This window comes from Pontibacter ramchanderi (genome assembly GCF_002846395.1).
Taxonomy (GTDB): Bacteria; Bacteroidota; Bacteroidia; order Cytophagales; family Hymenobacteraceae; genus Pontibacter; species Pontibacter ramchanderi.
Window position 1 is genome coordinate 115386 of sequence record NZ_PJMU01000004.1, and the last position, 16672, is coordinate 132057.

The window sequence follows — 16672 nt, forward strand, 5'->3', positions numbered from 1 at the left end:
GAGGGGGTTACTCAGTCACACTAAAATTAGGATCCACGTGCTTTCGGATCTGCTCACGGAGTTGCTCGACGCTGAGCCAGTCTGAGTTAGTGCCGGAGTTATACTTGAAACCAAGCTCGACCATCTTACCGTTGTGGGCTTTCATGAAGTCTTCCACTGTCCAAAGCGGGGTGGAAGGCACAATCACGTAGTATTTATCCAGTTCTACGGTATTCAGCGAGTCAGTCTCTGTGATCATCTCCTCATGAAGTTTCTCGCCCGGACGTATACCTACCACCTCCTGCTTGCAGTTCGGACCAATGGCCTCAGCCAGGTCGGTGATCACGTAAGACGGAATCTTCGGCACAAAGATCTCCCCACCCCAATGATGCTCCAGCGCATGGAAAACAAGCTCCACACCCTCTTCGAGAGAGATGTTAAAGCGGGTCATTTCCGGGTGCGTGATCGGCAGTATACCTTCTTCACGCTTCTTCAAAAAGAAAGGCACCACGGAGCCACGGGAGCCGATCACGTTGCCGTAACGCACTACCGAAAATTTGATATCGCGCTTGCCTTTCATGTTATTGGCAGCCACAAACAGCTTATCGGAGCAAAGCTTTGTAGCACCGTAGAGGTTGATCGGAGCAGCGGCTTTGTCAGTCGAAAGTGCTACCACATGCTTCACACCCGTGTCGAGCGCGGCGTTGATGATGTTCTCGGCACCCAGTACGTTGGTTTTGATGCACTCCATCGGGTTGTACTCGGCGGCTGGCACCTGTTTCATGGCGGCGGCATGCACAATGATGTCGATGCCTTCGCAGGCCCGCTTGAACCGCTCACCGTCACGCACGTCGCCAATGAAGTAGCGAACCGAGTTATACTTGCTGTGTGGAAAAACCTGCGACATCTCGAACTGCTTGAGTTCGTCGCGCGAGTAGATTACCACACGCTTCACGTCCGGAAAACGGGCGTATACCATCTCCACGAACTTCTTTCCGAACGAACCCGTGCCGCCCGTCACTAGTATAGCCTTATTGTTGAGGTCTAATGCCATGTTTCTTTTTTACTTAATAAGGGGGCTCCGTTTTCGTAACCCAAGCCAAGCTGCAAGTTAAATATTTAATTGCTGAATGTTAATTGCTAAATTGTTGAATGGTTAAATTGTTGATTGCTGCTTGTTAATTGTTGGTTGTTGTTGAGGGAAGTTGTTAATTGCTCGTTGTTGGGTGGCTGGATTGTTTAATTGCTGATGGTTGATTGTTGTCTAGACATGTTTACCCCCTGCCATCCTCGATAGCAAGGCCAGTTCATTCTACGCTTTTTGTCATCCTGCAAGGATCCTGGTAGCGAATAGTATAGACCTTAGCTCCCGGGGGTAGGGCCCCTCTATTTCAACTAGGTTTCTCTAGATAATGACATGAGGCACTGCGCATATTTTTTTAGAATGGGACGGCACTGCGCCCGAGAGGGGATTCCGGTTCGTGATTTGGCAAGTCGCGACCTGCGCCTTCAGAGCAATTGTGATTTTATAAATTTTAACCAACTCATGTAAGGCTAATACTGCTACAGTTCGACTTTCTAACTCTCAAACTCCTAAATTCCCAAACGCCACTGTTTCATGTTAAAGAAAGCTTTTTTCGGGGTGTTGCATGCGCTGGGATACTATTCCCGCTATACCTCGGTGCTGCATCATCCGGGTAAACAGACGCTTGCACCTGGTTTTGTGCAGCACTTTAATGAAGCAGAGAAAGCTTTTCTAGAAGATTCGGCCCGCAGCTTTAATTATGTCATTGACTACAGCCTGGGCTACAGGCAAAAGGAGCAGTTTCTGGTGCGTTTGCCGGAAGTAGAGGTACTAGGTAACACGGGTGCGGTGGTGCTGAACGGGAAAGTCGTAATGGAGTCGGTGGGGGAGGTAAGCCGGTTAGCCAAGTCAGATGCTTTCAAAGAGGTGTCGCTTCTGCTACCGAAGCGAAAAGCAGGTCGCTATACCTCCGTGTTGTTCCTGCCCTGGGCTGATAATAACAACTACCACTGGTTCTTTGATTGTCTGCCGCGGCTATACCTGGTGCTTGAAAATACGCAGGAGCCGATCCAGGTCATCATGCGCCGCGATATGGCCCCTTACCAACTCGAAACTCTGCATTTTGTGTTGAAGGGTTATTCACAGGCTAGTGTAGTATACATTGGCAAACATGAAAAATGGCAGGTAGATGAGTTCGTGCTGCCTTCCTTCGTAGCCAATGCGCAGAGTGGCTTTCTGCCCCGGGAGGTAGCCGATTGGCTGCGACAGAAGGTTTGGCAGGGGTATAATGTGCAATCACCAGCTCGCAAAAGACGTCTCTACATCAGTCGCGCACAAGCCAAAACCCGCCGTGTGTTGAATGAGACAGAGCTTCTACCGGTGCTGCAAAGGTATGGCTTTGAGATGGTGCGTGCCGAGGAACTGACTTACCAGCAGCAAGTACAGCTTTTCTTTGAAGCGGAGGCAGTCATGGCCCCACACGGCGCCGGGTTAACGAACCTGCTTTTCTCAGAGCAGTGTCAAGTGTTGGAGTTCCACCCCGCCAATTTAATCAAGACTCACTATTTCCTACTCTGCAAAGCACTTGGCTTCAAATATAGCGCTCTAGTCGGTACAACAGGGGATAAACTGGAGTGCTACCAAGTGCCTGTTCGGGAAGTGGAGGTGTGGTTGGAAAGTATAGGGAGTTAATTAATGAAACCAGTACCTACCAGATCCTGAAAGGATATGGAGTAAAAGCAGTTTTAATTCCCTATCAAGATGGCGGCTACAAAACAGTGGCGGGCTATACCTAGATACTATACCTGAGCACAGACCTCGAAAACTTTTATGAACGCAAGGGCTGGCTATACCTGGCTGATGGGTATAATGTGATGGGAGAGGCTATTAAGATCTATACCTGCAGCACTGAGAAGTAAGCTAAATCTTAGCAGCCTTCACTGTCAACCGCTTCACCACCTTGGCCAGCTTCTCCGTCAGGGCCCTTCTCGAAAACTGCGAATGGTTGATGTAGGGCAGGTCGAGGTTGGAGTTGATGGTCCAGGCTTTGCTCATCAGCATCATGTGGTCGAGCATCAGCTCGTAGGCGGTGTAGTGAAATAAACGGCCGGCGCCACATTCATCTATGATGCGGTCGGTGTCGGAGTGCACGGGCCCCAGGCAAACGATCGGCTTGTTCGACGCCAGGTACTCAAACAACTTACCCGGCACATTGGAGTAAACGGCGGGCACATCGGCTATAGCCATGAGCAGCATCGTGCTTTCCATCAGGTACTTGATCGCCTCCGTATGCGGCACATGCGGCACAAATTCCGTTAGCCCTTCCAACCCGGCCTTGCTGATGCGCTGCTTCACGCCCTCCGATACCTTCCCTACAAAGCGCAGCTTATAGCGGATGTCGGTGTTCACTGACCTCAGGTGCGCGATCACTTTCAGAAATACATCGATGTTGTAGTTCTCGGTGATGGTACCGGTATAGGTGATCAAAAACTCATCTTCGGGCGGTGTAGAGGGATATATGAAATCATCCTCGTCATAGCCGTTCGGAATAACATGAATCTTATTCGGGTCAATCTTAGCCGGTTTGTTCAGGAAAAGGCGCTTGGTGTCTTCACTAGTCACGATCACGGCATCAGCCCGCTCCAGCACCTGCAGCTCATAATTTTTATCGATGCGCTTGGCAATGGGTGTATGGTACAGCTGGTCGTAATAATGGATGTTCGTCCAGGGGTCGCGGAGGTCGGCTATCCAGGGCAGGCCATACTTTTCTTTCAGTTTCAGGCCGATTAGCTGCGTAGAGTGAGGCGGGCTGGTTGTCAGAATTGCCTGAAACCGATCGTTCTGCAACAGGGCTTCTGCCTTTTTGAGCGCATGCTTGTTCCAGCCCACGCGGGCATCGGGTATAAACAGGTTGCCGCGCAAGAACTTAAACACTTTACCCAGGAAGCCGGTTTTGGCGTCTTCGTTGGCAAAACCGCTGTAGGGGATTTCTTTCTTGCCGGAGAGCTTCTTGTAATACTCAAAAGGCTCGGAGGTGGCAGTACGGTACACGGCTATAGCTTCGGGCACTTCGCCCGCAAAGGTATGGTCCAGAACCGGATAAGAAGCTTGTTTCTCGTCAACGGTCAGCACGCTGGGCCGCACACCCGCCTGGGGCAGGTATTTGCAAAACTTCAGTCCACGCTGCACGCCCGGGCCACCGGACGGAGGCCAGTAGTAGGAGATATAAAGTAAATTGATCTGGTCCGTTTTTTCCAAAGCAATCAGTTTAAGAGCATCTTTCCCAAAGATAGAAAACAGTTGTCAGTTATCAGGTAATAATAAGCAGTTAACATCTCATTTCTATCTGACGAAGTATAGGAATCAATGATCCTTTTACTCAAAATCTGAAAATTGTTTACATTATTCTCCTGCCAGATCCCTGTTTCGTGATAACTGTTTAGTGTTAACTGTAAAATGTAGCAACTATTCCTGATATTGCTTAGTTTTGTAGGTAAATCCAGAATTAAAGAGATGTTTGATAACTTAAGTAACAAACTAGACCGCGCCTTTAAAACCCTTAAAGGCCAGGGAAGCATCACCGAGATCAACGTAGCCGCCACCATCAAAGAGGTACGCCGTGCCCTGGTGGACGCCGACGTGAACTATAAAGTAGCCAAAACGGTAACCGACAAGATAAAGGACGAGGCCATGGGCCGCGACGTGCTCATTGCTGTGTCTCCGGGACAGCTGATGGTGAAGATCGTGTACGAGGAACTGACAGCGCTGATGGGTGGTGAGAAGCAGGACATCAACCTGAAAGGTGAGCCGGCCATCATTCTGATTGCAGGTCTCCAGGGTTCTGGTAAAACCACTTTTACAGGCAAGCTGGCGAACTACCTCAAAAAACAAGGCCGTAGCGTCATGGTGGCTGCCTGCGACGTATACCGTCCGGCTGCGATCAACCAGCTGCAGGTGCTGGCCGAGCAGGTAGGCGTAGAGGCGTATACCGAATTGGAAAACAAAAATCCGGTTCAGATTGCCCTGAATGCCGTAGCGCACGCCAAAAAGACAAACAAGAAAGTAGTGATCATCGACACCGCCGGTCGTTTGGCCGTGGACGAGGCGATGATGAAAGAAATAGCCGAGATCAAGGCTGCCGTGAAACCAACCGAAACCCTGTTCGTTGTGGACTCCATGACCGGTCAGGATGCGGTGAACACAGCCAAAACCTTCAACGAGCGCATCAACTTCGATGGCGTAGTACTCACCAAGCTCGATGGTGACTCACGCGGTGGTGCGGCCCTTTCGATCCGCTCTGTAGTAGAGAAGCCGATCAAGTTTATCTCTACTGGCGAGAAGATGGAGGCCCTCGACCTGTTCTATCCGGATCGTATGGCCCAGCGTATTCTCGGCATGGGTGACGTGATCTCCCTGGTGGAGCGTGCGCAACAGGCTTTCGACGAGGACGAGGCAAAGCGCATCAACAAGAAGATCCGCAAGAACCAGTTCAACTTCGATGACTTCCTGACACAGCTCGAGCAGATCAAGAAGATGGGTGATATCAAAGACCTGGTAGGTATGATACCGGGTGTTGGCAAAGCCTTGAAGGATGTGGAGATCGACGAGAGCGCTTTCAAACCGATTGAGGCAATCATTAAGTCAATGACGCCGCAGGAGCGCGAGAACCCGGACATGATCAGCGGCAGCCGCCGCGCGCGTATTGCAAAGGGCTCCGGCACCGACATCACCCAAGTGAACAACCTGATGAAACAGTTCAACGACATGCGCAAAATGATGCGCTCGATGAACAAGATGGCCGGTACTAAAGGTGGCATGGCGAACCTGGCCAAAATGATGGGCGGACGTCGCTAGGCGATTCTGGAAATACAGCAAAAGGGCTGAGCTTCTAAAAGCTCAGCCCTTTTTATTTTAGGAAACAAGCGCCTGTATAGCGGCTCAGTATACCTGTTTGTTCTCCTTGCCTGCCCAACGTTTAAAGGCATCCTGCGCTTCTTCCCGCATCATCTGCTCCATAGGTATAGAGCGGTCCGGTGCGTCTTTCTCTATCTCGTTGTAAATGAACTGATCATCGAAACCTACTGCGGCGGCATCGTCTTTTGAATTGGCATAATATACCTTGCGCGGACGAGCCCAGTAGATGGCTCCCAGGCACATGGGGCAAGGCTCGCAGCTGGTATAGAGTTCACAGTCAGTAAGCTGAAAAGTGCCCAGCGCCTGGCAGGCCTTACGGATGGCATCCACCTCGGCATGGGCGGTTGGGTCGTTGGTGGCCAGCACATTGTTATACCCGCGGGCTATAATCTCGCCGTTGCGCACTACCACGGCACCAAAAGGGCCCCCAAAACCGGCCTCCATTTTCTCCACGGATAGCTTAATGGCTTCCCGCATAAAGTTTTTCTGGTCTTCTGTCATAAGATGAGGTTATCGGATGCACATACGTGATGACGCTCCAATCCGGCTGAAGATACGTTTAAAAAAGGGGGAGCTGTGTGTAATTTGTTAGCCGGAGCCTTGTCCGAATTTCCGCGAGATAAGTATATATTAAACACAGCAATAGCTTACACTACACTTGTGCCTTTTAACGCATACTCGTAGTGCAAGCTACTCAAGCTAAAGCTGCCCGATGGGTATGAGCAGCTGATGTGAATTCCATTAAGTATTTAACTATGGAAGTATATGATTTAATATTTGTGTTTTAACAACCTTTCGAAATTAAATACGAACCATTTATTGGATTAGTTTTGATTACGGCAACTACGTAATTATATTTTATTGTTGGAACGATCATAATTTGAACTGCCTGATAACAAATGATTAAGAATAAAATGACCCTAAACTTGCGCCAATTATTGTACCAGCCGCTCCGTTTTGTATACCTCCCCCTTCGGGTCAGTGCTTTTGCACTGTTGGTCTCCTTGTTACTCAGTGCGTGTACCGCTACCCGCGAACAGGAGATTGAGGGGGATGTGAACGAGTTTCGGTCGTGGGTGAACGCACAGACAAACAAACTGGAAGAACGGACAGAGGAGGACTGGAAACGAACCAAAGAGGACTTTAAGCAGCGCACCGCAGAGCTAGACCGAAAGCAGGAGAGTTTCTCCGAAAAGCTGCGGGCTGATTACCAACAAATTAAGGCAGACTTCAAAGCCCGTGAAGCCGCACGCGATAGTATGGCTAACAACGAGGAACTTCTAACGAAATGGGAGCGGGACCTCCTGGGGCAGTATGCCAATGGCACGGCCCTGAGTGCAGCCAATGTAGAGCAGGCCTACCAGAATTTTATGAGTAATGTGCGGGCCAGGAAGAAGAACTGGCGTGAGCAGGATTGGGAAATGGCAGCTGCTGTGCTGGAAGAGTTGAACCAGCGCAAGGCCGCCTTCGAAGAACTACCCGACGAAACCGAAGTACGTATAAAGACCCTCCAAATGGAGTTTGCTGCCTTGAAGGAAAGCGAAACCGCGAACTAGTATTACCCCCTTAATTGCATACACCCCATGGCCAACCCCGAGACCCTCATACCTGAGCTATACCTTGTTAAAGCCTTTACAGAACAACCAAACGGAGGCAACACAGCCGGCGTGGTGCTCTTCGCCGACAGACTCTCGCATGAGAGACGCCAGAAAATAGCAGCCATGCTGGGGTTGTCCGAGACGGCCTTTGTGTCTGCCTCCGAGGTAGGAGACGTGAAAGTTGAATTCTATACCCCTCTGAAGCAGATTCCGCATTGCGGCCACGCAACGGTCGCGGCTTTTAGCCTGCTCTGGCAAAAAGGGCTGCTGCTGAACGGTAGTGCTGTTAAGGAGTCGATAGACGGCACCAGGCAGATCAGTTTTGAAGAAGGCAAGGTATACCAGGCACAACTACCGCCGCAGTACACGCCAATTGCAGCGGCAGGCATCAAACCACACCTGATCAGTACGGCGCTGGGACTTCCGGCTGGTTTTAACTTTCCTGCTATGCCTCTCATTGCGAGCACCGGAGTGCCTTTTCTGCTGGTGCCTATACCTGATGAAGCTACGCTGCACCATCTGCAACCGGACCAGGAGCTTATACGGGCTGTTTCGGACAAAGCCGGCTTGGTAGGCTTCTATGCTTTTACCACAGCTACGCAAGGGGCCGATGCAAGCGCCCGGATGTTTGCCCCGAGCTATGGTATACCAGAGGAGTCCGCGACGGGCATGGCGGCAGGGCCACTAGCCTGCTACTTGCATGATCATTTGAAGCAACACAAGGCCTCTTTCCTGATACACCAAGGCTATCTCATGCGCCACCCGTCTCCGAGTCAGATCGAAGTGATGCTGCAACTGGACGGCGAGGGGAACATCATGGGGCTGCGTGCAGGAGGCAATGGGTTGGTGATCAGAAAAATGGAGCTGGGAGACTTTTAATTGGCGCTACTGCGCCTCACGCTATTGCAGCCATAGCTGCCGAAGTCGGGCTATCTGGCGGGCGTGGTGGCTGAAGTGGTCGTGCAGAAAGTCGAGCGTTTGGTAAATATTGAGCATACCCGCATAAGGATGCCGAAAAACGCACTTATCCAGCTGTTGCTGTGGCAGGGCAGTCAGTGTGTCCTCCAGTGCATAGCGGGTGGCGTCCCATTGAATGCGAAGCGAGTTGAGGTTTACATAAGGGGGCACTTTGGAGACAACGGCAGGAGCCTTGAATTTCATGCCCGAGTGCAGCGCGATGCGCAGCAGCAGCGAGCGAAGGCTATGGGCCAGCGTAGCCGATTCCAGTTCCTGTTCCTGCACTTTGCGCTGTATGTAGCTATTGGTCAGCTGCTCTACTTGAATCACATGAGCCACAATCTGGTTGATAGACCACTTGCCGGCAGCAGCCGAGCGGTTCAGCAATTCTTCCTCCAGTCCCTCTAACTCCCCGATCAGGCGGTTCCGCGACTCTTCCAGTTTCAGGTATCGGCTTTCAAGTAAAGGATTCATCAATTGAAGATGGCTATAGACGGTTGTGCTCATAGGTAAACGTAGGTATAGGTCGATTATTGATTGCCAATCTACATAAATTTCTGATTAATGCAACGGGAGGTGCTATTTTTTTGATGTTAATTAGCTGATAATAAGCCAAGTGGTAAAATATGGAGTAAAATATATAATTGGATAAGTTCAACTTTGGTGAAAGAGAGCAAGATATTCCCTTACTTTGTATAAAATAAACAGAGCGCATGAAAGTGACGAATGACCCAGTTGGGGCTGCTATACAGGATTTTAGGTCTGGAAACCAAGCGGCTAGCATTGTGGTGGAGAGCAACCTCACAGATGATGACGAGATACCGGTAGCCTACCTTTTCCGAACCGAAGAGGAAATGCCGGAGCTGGAACAGCTCGCCCTGGAACAGTGCCGGGGGAGTGTGCTCGATGTCGGTGCAGGGGCGGGCTGCCATAGCCTGGTGCTACAGGAGCGGGGAGTGGAGGTAACGGCGCTCGATCTTTCGGCCGGCGCAGTGCAGGCCATGCAGGAGCAAGGTATAAGGCAGGTCTTGCAGCAGGATATCTTTAAGTTAAGCGGCGTGCGCTACGATACCTTGCTGCTGCTCATGAACGGGATCGGTATTGCAGGCGACCTGGAAGGCCTCGAACGCTTCCTGGAGCACACCAAAACCCTGTTGGAGCCGGGAGGACAGATCCTGCTTGAGTCCTCGGATATCCTCTACATGTTTGAGGAGGAGGATGGCTCCGTGCTGCTCGACCTCAATGCAGGATACTACGGTGAAGTAGTGTACAACATGCGCTACAAGCAACACCAGACCGGTGCGTTCAAATGGCTTTTCATCGACCCGGCCATACTCCAGGACTATGCCACAGCCCATGGCTATACCTTTGAGCAGCTTTACGAAGGAGAATATGGCAACTACCTCGCCCGCCTGGCACTGCATCAGGCTTAGGTGCACTTTGCCCACCGGGCTATACCTTTCGTAGTCGCTTTGCCGTATGCGTGTAGGTATAGCAAAAAGGCAAACCACATGCAAAAAAGGCTTACGACAACCTGGCAACTCACCAAAAAGACCTTTCAGAAATTCATCGATGACAACCCGCTCGACTATGCGGCCATTATTGGGTTCTATACCATCTTCTCGCTGCCGGCCGTGCTCATTATCACCATCCGCATTGCAGGGGCCGCCTTTGGGCAGGAGGCTGTGCGCGGTGAGGTCGTGAAGCAGGTGGGCGGTATTGTGGGGCGAAGCAGTGCCACGCAGGTGCAAAGCATCATCGAAAATGCGAGTCAGTCGGAGGCCAGCACCATCGGCACGGTGGTAGGGGTGCTAGTGATGGCCTTTAGCGCGACCACCGTGTTTGTGGCGCTACAGGATTCTCTCAATGCCATGTGGAAAGTGAAGGCCAAAGTAGAGAAGGGCTTCATGAAACTCGTCATCGGTCGTTTGCTTTCGCTTGCGCTGGTGGTAAGTTTTGGGTTCTTGCTGCTCGTCTCGCTTTCGGTGGATGTGGTGCTGGGCCTTGTCTACGATTATCTCCGGCAGGAACTCTCTGGTGTGGCCGTATACCTGGTCACGATCGGCAACATTTTAGTTTCTATCGCCATCGCAACGGTTATTTTCGCTGCCATCTTTAAAGTACTGCCCGACGCCCGCATCCGCTGGGCCAATGTATGGGTAGGCGCTGTGGTTACGGCCATTCTGTTCACGCTCGGCAAGTACATCCTCAACATCTATTTCCAACACGACCCACTGGCCGATACCTACGGCGCTGCCGGTTCCCTTGTACTTATTCTGGTGTGGGTATACTATACCTCCATTATCTTTTTGCTGGGAGCTGAGTTTACACAAGTATATTCCGAAGCTCACGATCGCGGCGTTGAGCCCACTGACACCGCCGTGAAAGTAGAGAAGCAGGAAATAGAACAGGACCAGGACACCGGTCAGGTAGAAGTAAAGCGAAAGTCAGGTCTCAATTGATCGTTGGCACTCTTCCTAAAGGTTACAAGGTTTGGCGGTTCAATATACTCGGCCTTATACCTTACTGCCGGATCAAACTGAAATATAAATCCATCGATATAAGCAGGAATCGTATATTTTGTTTGCCTATTATATCTTACAAAACTTTGCTGCGTAACAGCATAAACCGAAATCATCAACTTAAATCCTATACCTTATGAAAAACCTGAAATCCTGGCTGGCCGTGTTCGCCATGCTGACCTTGTTTATGTATGGCTGCGACAGCGGCAGCACCGATGTAGTGGAATCTGGCACGTACCAGGGCACTGTGAAAAAAGCAGTTCCTGAAAAAACAGAGATTTACGTGGAGACTGAGGACAAGAAAACCCTGGAGCTCTATTTCACAGACGCCACTACCCTAACCCGAAATGGCGAAACGGTACCGTTTGACCAATTGCGCGAAGGCACTAGGGTAGAGGTGCAGGTAGAGAAAGTGGGCCAGCGCCTGGATCCGGTAGCCGTGCGCATTCTGGAATAAGCCTATGGAGGAACTGCTGAGTTGGCGTACCGAAGCCTGGCATCCACTCACGGTGCACTTCCCGGTAGCTTTGCTGCTCTTTGGTACACTTGCTAAACTCCTGGCTGTATTGGTGAAGCCGCAGCCTGCAGCCTTCTGGCACCGCATGGGCGCTTACCTGCTCTATGCTGGCACTGCTGGCGCTTGGCTGAGCATCTATACCGGTGATCTGGCAGATGGCATTGTATCCCGGAATCTTTGCGACCCAACCGTGCTAAAGCGCCACGAATTGGCGGCTTATAACCTGGCCTACCTTTTTACGGCGGCTTCGGTACTCGATCTGAGTTTCGCGCTGGCCTGGGTGCAAAAGTATAAGAAGCTGCTGGCTGTCGTTGTGGTGCTGCTTATGCTGGCAGGCAGTGCTTACCTGGCCTATACCGGTCACCTCGGCGCCAGGCTCGTGTATGAGCAGGCGGGAGGCGTACAGGTGCCACCCGCTGATTGTGCTGGGTTTTAAAGCAAAACGGCCCCTGGTTCCGAGAACCAGGGGCCGTTTTTTATCATCAGCTCAGCTTACGCTTTCTGATACATCACTTGTTTTACGGCAGCTATCGTACGCTCCACGTTTGGAAGGGATGCTTCGATCAACGTTGGGGCGTAAGGAAGTGGCACGTCGCGGCAGGTCACGCGCTTCACAGGGGCATCCATGTAGTCAAACGCGTTGCTCTGGATATGGTAAGCCAGCTCAGCGGAGATTGAGGCCAGTGGCCATGCTTCTTCCACTACCACCATGCGGTTGGTTTTCTTAACAGACTTGATCAAGGTCTTGTAATCGATCGGGCGCACGGTACGCAGGTCAATTACTTCGGCGTTCACGCCGTCTTTGGCCAGTTCCTCTGCGGCGGCCAAGGCTACTTTCATCATCTTGCCAAACGACACAATGGTAACGTCCGTACCTTCGCGCTTCACGTCGGCCACCCCGATCGGAATCAGGTATTCTTCTTCAGGTACCTCGCCTTTGTCGCCGTACATCTGCTCTGACTCCATGAAGATCACCGGATCGTTGTCACGAATTGCAGACTTCATTAAGCCTTTGGCATCGTATGGGTTAGATGGAACGACCACTTTGAGGCCTGGGGTGTTGGCATACCAGTTTTCGAAGTTCTGAGAGTGCTGCGACGAAAGCATGCCGGCGCTACCGGTTGGTCCACGGAACACAATAGGGCAAGAGTACTGACCGCCTGACATAGACATCATTTTGGCGGCAGAGTTGATCACCTGGTCGATGGCCACCAGCGAGAAGTTGAAGGTCATGAACTCCACGATAGGGCGCAGGCCGTTCATAGAAGCACCTACGCCAATACCGGCAAAGCCAAGCTCGGCAATAGGAGTGTCAATTACGCGCTCCGGACCAAATTCGTCCAGCATGCCCTGGCTCACTTTGTAGGCGCCATTGTATTCGGCTACTTCTTCACCCATCAGGAACACACTCTTATCGCGGCGCATTTCTTCCGACATGGCTTCACGAAGGGCCTCTCTAAACTGTATACTTCGCATAGTAATGTTAAAATCTCGGTTCAATGGGTAAAATTAAGATAAGTCTTTCAATTTGCAATGTATACCCGACAACTTATCGCACCATGCCTTCCCGAAAGCTCTGCTTTCCATGATAGGCAGCAAATTCGGGGTCGTCGAAGGCGCGCTCCATGTAGCTGCGGTCGCGCTGAATGGCCCGTCGCAGGTGGATGCGCACGGCAGCCTCGTTTTGCTCACGGGCACCCACCACCGCCAGGGAATAATGCGCCAGCGGATCTTCCGGCTTTAGTTCCAGGGCTTTCTCGTAGTACTGGCGGGCACCTTCGTAGTTTTCTTTCAGCAGATAGCTCAGGCCCAGGTTCATGTTCGTCTGGTAGTCGTCGCCAGAGTAAGTCAGGCTACGGATGGCTTCGTCGTACTGACCCATTTCCATTTCCAGCGCAGCTTTGTCTGTAAAGATGCGGTGCAGCATTTCTTGTTCTCCGCCCAGTTTGATGGCATAGTCGTATAGCTGTAGCGCTTTTTCACGGTTGCCGCGCAGGTGGTAGGCGCTGGCCAGGGCGTAGTTCACTTCTGCGGTCGGGTTGCGGAAGCCAGCGAAGTTCAGGTTATGAATGGCCTTGTCTAAGAGCGCTTCTTTTGCCTTCGGGCGATACTCTTTGCGGGCCATTTCGGTATACACCACACCCAGGTTGTAGTAGGCAGGCCACTTATCAGTTGTTTTTACAGCCGCTTCATAAAGCTTGCGGCGCTCGGCCAGTAGGGGAGTGAGCGTAGCGGCGTACTGCAGTTCCTCGGCTGTAAGTGCCTGTGCACTCAGGCTGTCTTCGGCAATGCGACGGGCCAGCAGGTATAGCTCGTAGTCCGACTTGCGCGCTCTGTTATAGTCGACTTCTACACGGGCAAAGCGCATAGTCGGGTAGATGTACTTGCGGATGTACTCAAAAGCTGCGCTCTGCTGTAGGGCGTCCGTTTTCTGCTTGTCAGAACCGGTGTTTTGCAGAATTGTACTAACCTCCTGCTTCTGCGCCTTCGGTAGTGCCGATTTGTTCACGCGCTCCAGCAGGGTTCCCCAGTTGGTGCCTTCGGTCTCGGTGCCGATTTCTACTTTTTTACCGGAGTAATCGAGCAGGCCTACTTTGGTTCGGTAATAGTCGGCCAGGGCCTTGGCGCGTTTCTGAGCCAAATCGGTTCCTTTCTCGTTCGGCGCCTGACTGCCGATCACTTTAATTGTTTGCTGTTTTACAGTGTCCATGGCATACTGGTCCAGCACGGGCAGGTTTTCGCCGAGATAATTCCTGGTGGCGAATTGGTTCTCGTCAAAGTAAAATAAGATGCTGGAAGGGCCTTCGGCGATGGTTTTGTAGTTATCGGGCACGTAGGTATAGTCATTGCTGCGCACCATCAGCAGGGCGGTGGTGTTCAGTCCGGTTGCCACCTGCTCCTCCGGGGTATAGGCTACCCGGTCGCGTTTGCGCTTATCGATAACGGTGCCCTGTACCAGCAGTTTTCCCTTGTTTTTGTGTGGGGCGTAGGGGAAAGCGAATTCTTGGGTGATTGTCGGGCGTTTGTTTTCGTAGAGGTAGTTGCCGATGTCGAAGTTAAGGGCGCCGAGGTGCTCGCGCTGCTGACCGGTGGCTTCGTATACTACATCGATCTTGTAGCGGTAGTTCTGGTTGTTGTTGAGCATTTTCTCCGGCAGGGTAGCTTTTAGCTCAAACACCACCTCTTCGCCATTGGCCACGAGGGGGTTTGGTGTAACTTCGATCTCCTGCTTCTCGGCCTGTTTTACCATGCGCTGTAAGGTACATCCTGTGGTTGACGAGAGCATCACCACGGTGAGTGGCAGCAACAATACGGCGCTTTTTTTGTTGTGTTTCATACCAGATTTGGGTAACCAACGTAAGATATAGCTGGTGGCAAGCGTTCTTTCAATACCTTGCCATAGTTTTTGTCGAATATTTTTGACGGAAATCTATTAATTTCCTACTTTTAAATTTAAATCAAACGAAAGTGAAAAGGCTACAATACTTTATCGAATCTCAGGCTTTTGGTGTCTGCGCCATGTTGGGAGAGAAGCTTGGAATAGCCTCTAGCAGCATTCGCCTGTCTTTTATATACATTTCGTTTTTCACACTCGGCTCCCCGATCATCCTGTACTTTATCATGGCCTTTTGGATGAACGTAAGCAAGCACCTGCGCCGCGAACGCAGCACCGTCTGGGACCTATAACTCCCGCACTGTGCGCCGCTGGCGCACAAAGTACTGCCACACAATGCTCCCCCTATAAACGCCTGACATAGCCGGAAAAGTACCTTTCAGGTGCTGTTCTTTTCTGCGCTTGCGCCAGTATTTGCTCTTGCGCAACAGGTCGGCGTGTGCATTCAGCACTGCTTTGGCATCGGCACGCTGTCCGGCCAGCAGCATCCGGAAAGCGGCTAACCAGTCTAGCAGAATGCGGATAACAACAGTTGAAAAAAGCTCTCCGGGCGGCAGGTTTTTGTACAGCAACGCCATGCCGTTGCGGAAGTTCAGGTATGTTTTGCGCGGATTGGACTTGTGCAGCGTGCCGCCCCCCACATGGTATACCTGGCTGTGGCCATTGTACATCACTTTATAACCTACATTCTTGGCGCGCCAACAGAAATCGATCTCTTCCATGTGCGCAAAAAAGGCTGGTTCCAGTCCGCCAAGTCCGTGAAACACGTTGGAACGTACGAACATGCAGGCCCCGGTCGCCCAAAAAACCTCCATCACATCGTTGTACTGCCCTTTGTCTTCCTCCAGTGTCTCAAACAATCGACCGCGGCAGTAAGGGTAACCGAGCGCATCCAGCATACCGCCGCCTGCACCCGCATACTCAAAAAAGTCGGGATGCTGCTGCGAAACGATCTTGGGCTGGCAGACGGCGATGTTCTCGTCCGACTCCATCAACTGGATGATCGGATCTGTCCAGTCCGGCGGAACGTGCACGTCGGAGTTGAGCAGCACATAGTACTTGGCCTCTACCTGACGCAGGGCAATATTATACCCTTCGCAAAAACCGTAGTTGTCGTCGTTTTGGATGATGCGCACTTGCGGGAAGTGCTCTCGTAAGAAAGGGATGGAGCCATCGGTAGAGGCGTTGTCGGCCACGATCACCTCGCAGCCTGTACTGTTTTCCACAACCGACGGCAGGAACTCCTGCAAATAGCGGAGTCCGTTCCAGTTAAGTATGACAATAGCCGTGAGGCTGGGATTAGAGACCAAAGTTTCCTAGATCTAAGCCGGGGATGTTAGGTAAAAGGCCTTCTGTGCTCTTTTTCAGTTCTTCCTGAGCACGCTCGCCTGCTGTTAGCATGGCATTATTCACGGCGGCTACCACCAGGTCATTCACCATGTCGCGGTCATTGGTGTTCAGAATGGAGTCGTCGATCTCGATCTTGAGGAGCTTACGCTGCCCGTTTACGGTTGCCTTCACAAGCCCCGCACCCGACTCGGCGGTAACCGTGATGTGCTGCAGGTTATCCTGCGCTTGTTTCATTTTGGCCTGGACTTCTTTCATCTTGCCCATCATGCCCATCATATCAAACATAGTCTATCTACTTTTTGGGGTTGTTAACGAATATAACGGCTAAGCAGCCTCTCGGCTTATACAAATATACAAGCATAATGTCAGAAAGGCGAGATTAGTTACGAGGTGATCGGCAACCACTAAATTTTAACT

At 51.4% G+C, this 16672-nt stretch carries 17 protein-coding genes; 9 read left to right on the top strand and 8 right to left on the bottom strand.

Going from position 1 to position 16672, the window contains the following annotated elements:
• Nucleotides 1-7: 7 nt before the first annotated feature.
• Complete coding sequence (pseB, locus tag BD749_RS17655) at nucleotides 8-1033, bottom strand: UDP-N-acetylglucosamine 4,6-dehydratase (inverting) (RefSeq protein WP_101446957.1); 1026 nt, start codon at nucleotides 1031-1033, stop codon at nucleotides 8-10.
• Between the two features lie 564 nt (nucleotides 1034-1597).
• Here pseB and BD749_RS17660 point away from each other — a divergent pair.
• Complete coding sequence (locus tag BD749_RS17660) at nucleotides 1598-2695, top strand: glycosyltransferase family 61 protein (RefSeq protein ID WP_101446959.1); 1098 nt, start codon at nucleotides 1598-1600, stop codon at nucleotides 2693-2695.
• 228 nt (nucleotides 2696-2923) lie between these two features.
• Here the strand turns inward: BD749_RS17660 and BD749_RS17670 are convergent, their stop codons facing one another.
• Nucleotides 2924-4261, bottom strand: a complete 1338-nt coding sequence (locus BD749_RS17670; protein WP_101446961.1) for a glycosyltransferase family 4 protein — start codon at nucleotides 4259-4261, stop codon at nucleotides 2924-2926.
• A gap of 255 nt (nucleotides 4262-4516) precedes the next feature.
• Between BD749_RS17670 and ffh the strand changes: the two genes are divergently transcribed.
• On the top strand, nucleotides 4517-5857 hold the full coding sequence (ffh, locus tag BD749_RS17675; protein ID WP_101446963.1) for a signal recognition particle protein: 1341 nt from the start codon (nucleotides 4517-4519) through the stop codon (nucleotides 5855-5857).
• Between the two features lie 84 nt (nucleotides 5858-5941).
• Here the strand turns inward: ffh and BD749_RS17680 are convergent, their stop codons facing one another.
• Complete coding sequence (locus BD749_RS17680) at nucleotides 5942-6418, bottom strand: nucleoside deaminase (RefSeq protein ID WP_101446965.1); 477 nt, start codon at nucleotides 6416-6418, stop codon at nucleotides 5942-5944.
• Between the two features lie 398 nt (nucleotides 6419-6816).
• On the opposite strand from BD749_RS17680, the gene BD749_RS17685 reads away from it, so the two are divergent.
• Together BD749_RS17685 and BD749_RS17690 are read left to right on the top strand one after the other, a co-directional pair.
• Entirely contained in the window at nucleotides 6817-7473 is a 657-nt protein-coding gene (locus tag BD749_RS17685) for a hypothetical protein (RefSeq protein WP_245869413.1), read from the top strand.
• A 27-nt stretch (nucleotides 7474-7500) separates the two neighbouring features.
• Nucleotides 7501-8394, top strand: a complete 894-nt coding sequence (locus BD749_RS17690; protein WP_101446967.1) for a PhzF family phenazine biosynthesis protein — start codon at nucleotides 7501-7503, stop codon at nucleotides 8392-8394.
• A 21-nt stretch (nucleotides 8395-8415) separates the two neighbouring features.
• On the opposite strand, the gene BD749_RS17695 is transcribed toward BD749_RS17690, so the two are convergent.
• Entirely contained in the window at nucleotides 8416-8946 is a 531-nt protein-coding gene (locus BD749_RS17695) for a DinB family protein (RefSeq protein ID WP_101446969.1), read from the bottom strand.
• A 239-nt stretch (nucleotides 8947-9185) separates the two neighbouring features.
• Between BD749_RS17695 and BD749_RS17700 the strand changes: the two genes are divergently transcribed.
• The 4 genes from BD749_RS17700 to BD749_RS17715 all read left to right on the top strand — a co-directional run bounded on the left by BD749_RS17700 (nucleotide 9186) and on the right by BD749_RS17715 (nucleotide 11947).
• Entirely contained in the window at nucleotides 9186-9905 is a 720-nt protein-coding gene (locus BD749_RS17700; RefSeq protein ID WP_101446971.1) for a class I SAM-dependent methyltransferase, read from the top strand.
• 78 nt (nucleotides 9906-9983) lie between these two features.
• Nucleotides 9984-10934: a YihY/virulence factor BrkB family protein gene (locus BD749_RS17705; protein WP_101446973.1), complete on the top strand. Its 951-nt coding sequence runs from the start codon at nucleotides 9984-9986 to the stop codon at nucleotides 10932-10934.
• Between the two features lie 196 nt (nucleotides 10935-11130).
• On the top strand, nucleotides 11131-11451 hold the full coding sequence (locus BD749_RS17710) for a hypothetical protein (protein WP_101446975.1): 321 nt from the start codon (nucleotides 11131-11133) through the stop codon (nucleotides 11449-11451).
• Nucleotides 11452-11455: 4 nt separating this feature from the next.
• Nucleotides 11456-11947 (top strand): DUF2231 domain-containing protein, encoded by a 492-nt coding sequence (locus tag BD749_RS17715; protein ID WP_101446977.1) that lies wholly within the window; start codon nucleotides 11456-11458, stop codon nucleotides 11945-11947.
• 56 nt (nucleotides 11948-12003) lie between these two features.
• Here BD749_RS17715 and BD749_RS17720 read toward each other — a convergent pair whose 3' ends face one another.
• Entirely contained in the window at nucleotides 12004-12987 is a 984-nt protein-coding gene (locus BD749_RS17720) for a pyruvate dehydrogenase complex E1 component subunit beta (RefSeq protein ID WP_101446979.1), read from the bottom strand.
• A 73-nt stretch (nucleotides 12988-13060) separates the two neighbouring features.
• Entirely contained in the window at nucleotides 13061-14848 is a 1788-nt protein-coding gene (locus BD749_RS17725) for a tetratricopeptide repeat protein (protein WP_101446981.1), read from the bottom strand.
• 131 nt (nucleotides 14849-14979) lie between these two features.
• Here BD749_RS17725 and BD749_RS17730 point away from each other — a divergent pair, with 131 nt between their 5' ends.
• Nucleotides 14980-15198, top strand: coding sequence for a PspC domain-containing protein (locus tag BD749_RS17730; protein ID WP_007654962.1), 219 nt, complete (start codon nucleotides 14980-14982; stop codon nucleotides 15196-15198).
• Here the strand turns inward: BD749_RS17730 and BD749_RS17735 are convergent.
• Complete coding sequence (locus BD749_RS17735) at nucleotides 15193-16215, bottom strand: glycosyltransferase family 2 protein (RefSeq protein WP_101446983.1); 1023 nt, start codon at nucleotides 16213-16215, stop codon at nucleotides 15193-15195. The two genes, BD749_RS17730 and BD749_RS17735, sit on opposite strands and share 6 nt — an antisense overlap.
• Complete coding sequence (locus BD749_RS17740; RefSeq protein WP_101446985.1) at nucleotides 16205-16540, bottom strand: YbaB/EbfC family nucleoid-associated protein; 336 nt, start codon at nucleotides 16538-16540, stop codon at nucleotides 16205-16207. The genes BD749_RS17735 and BD749_RS17740 overlap by 11 nt, the downstream gene beginning before the upstream one ends.
• Nucleotides 16541-16672 lie beyond the last annotated feature (132 nt).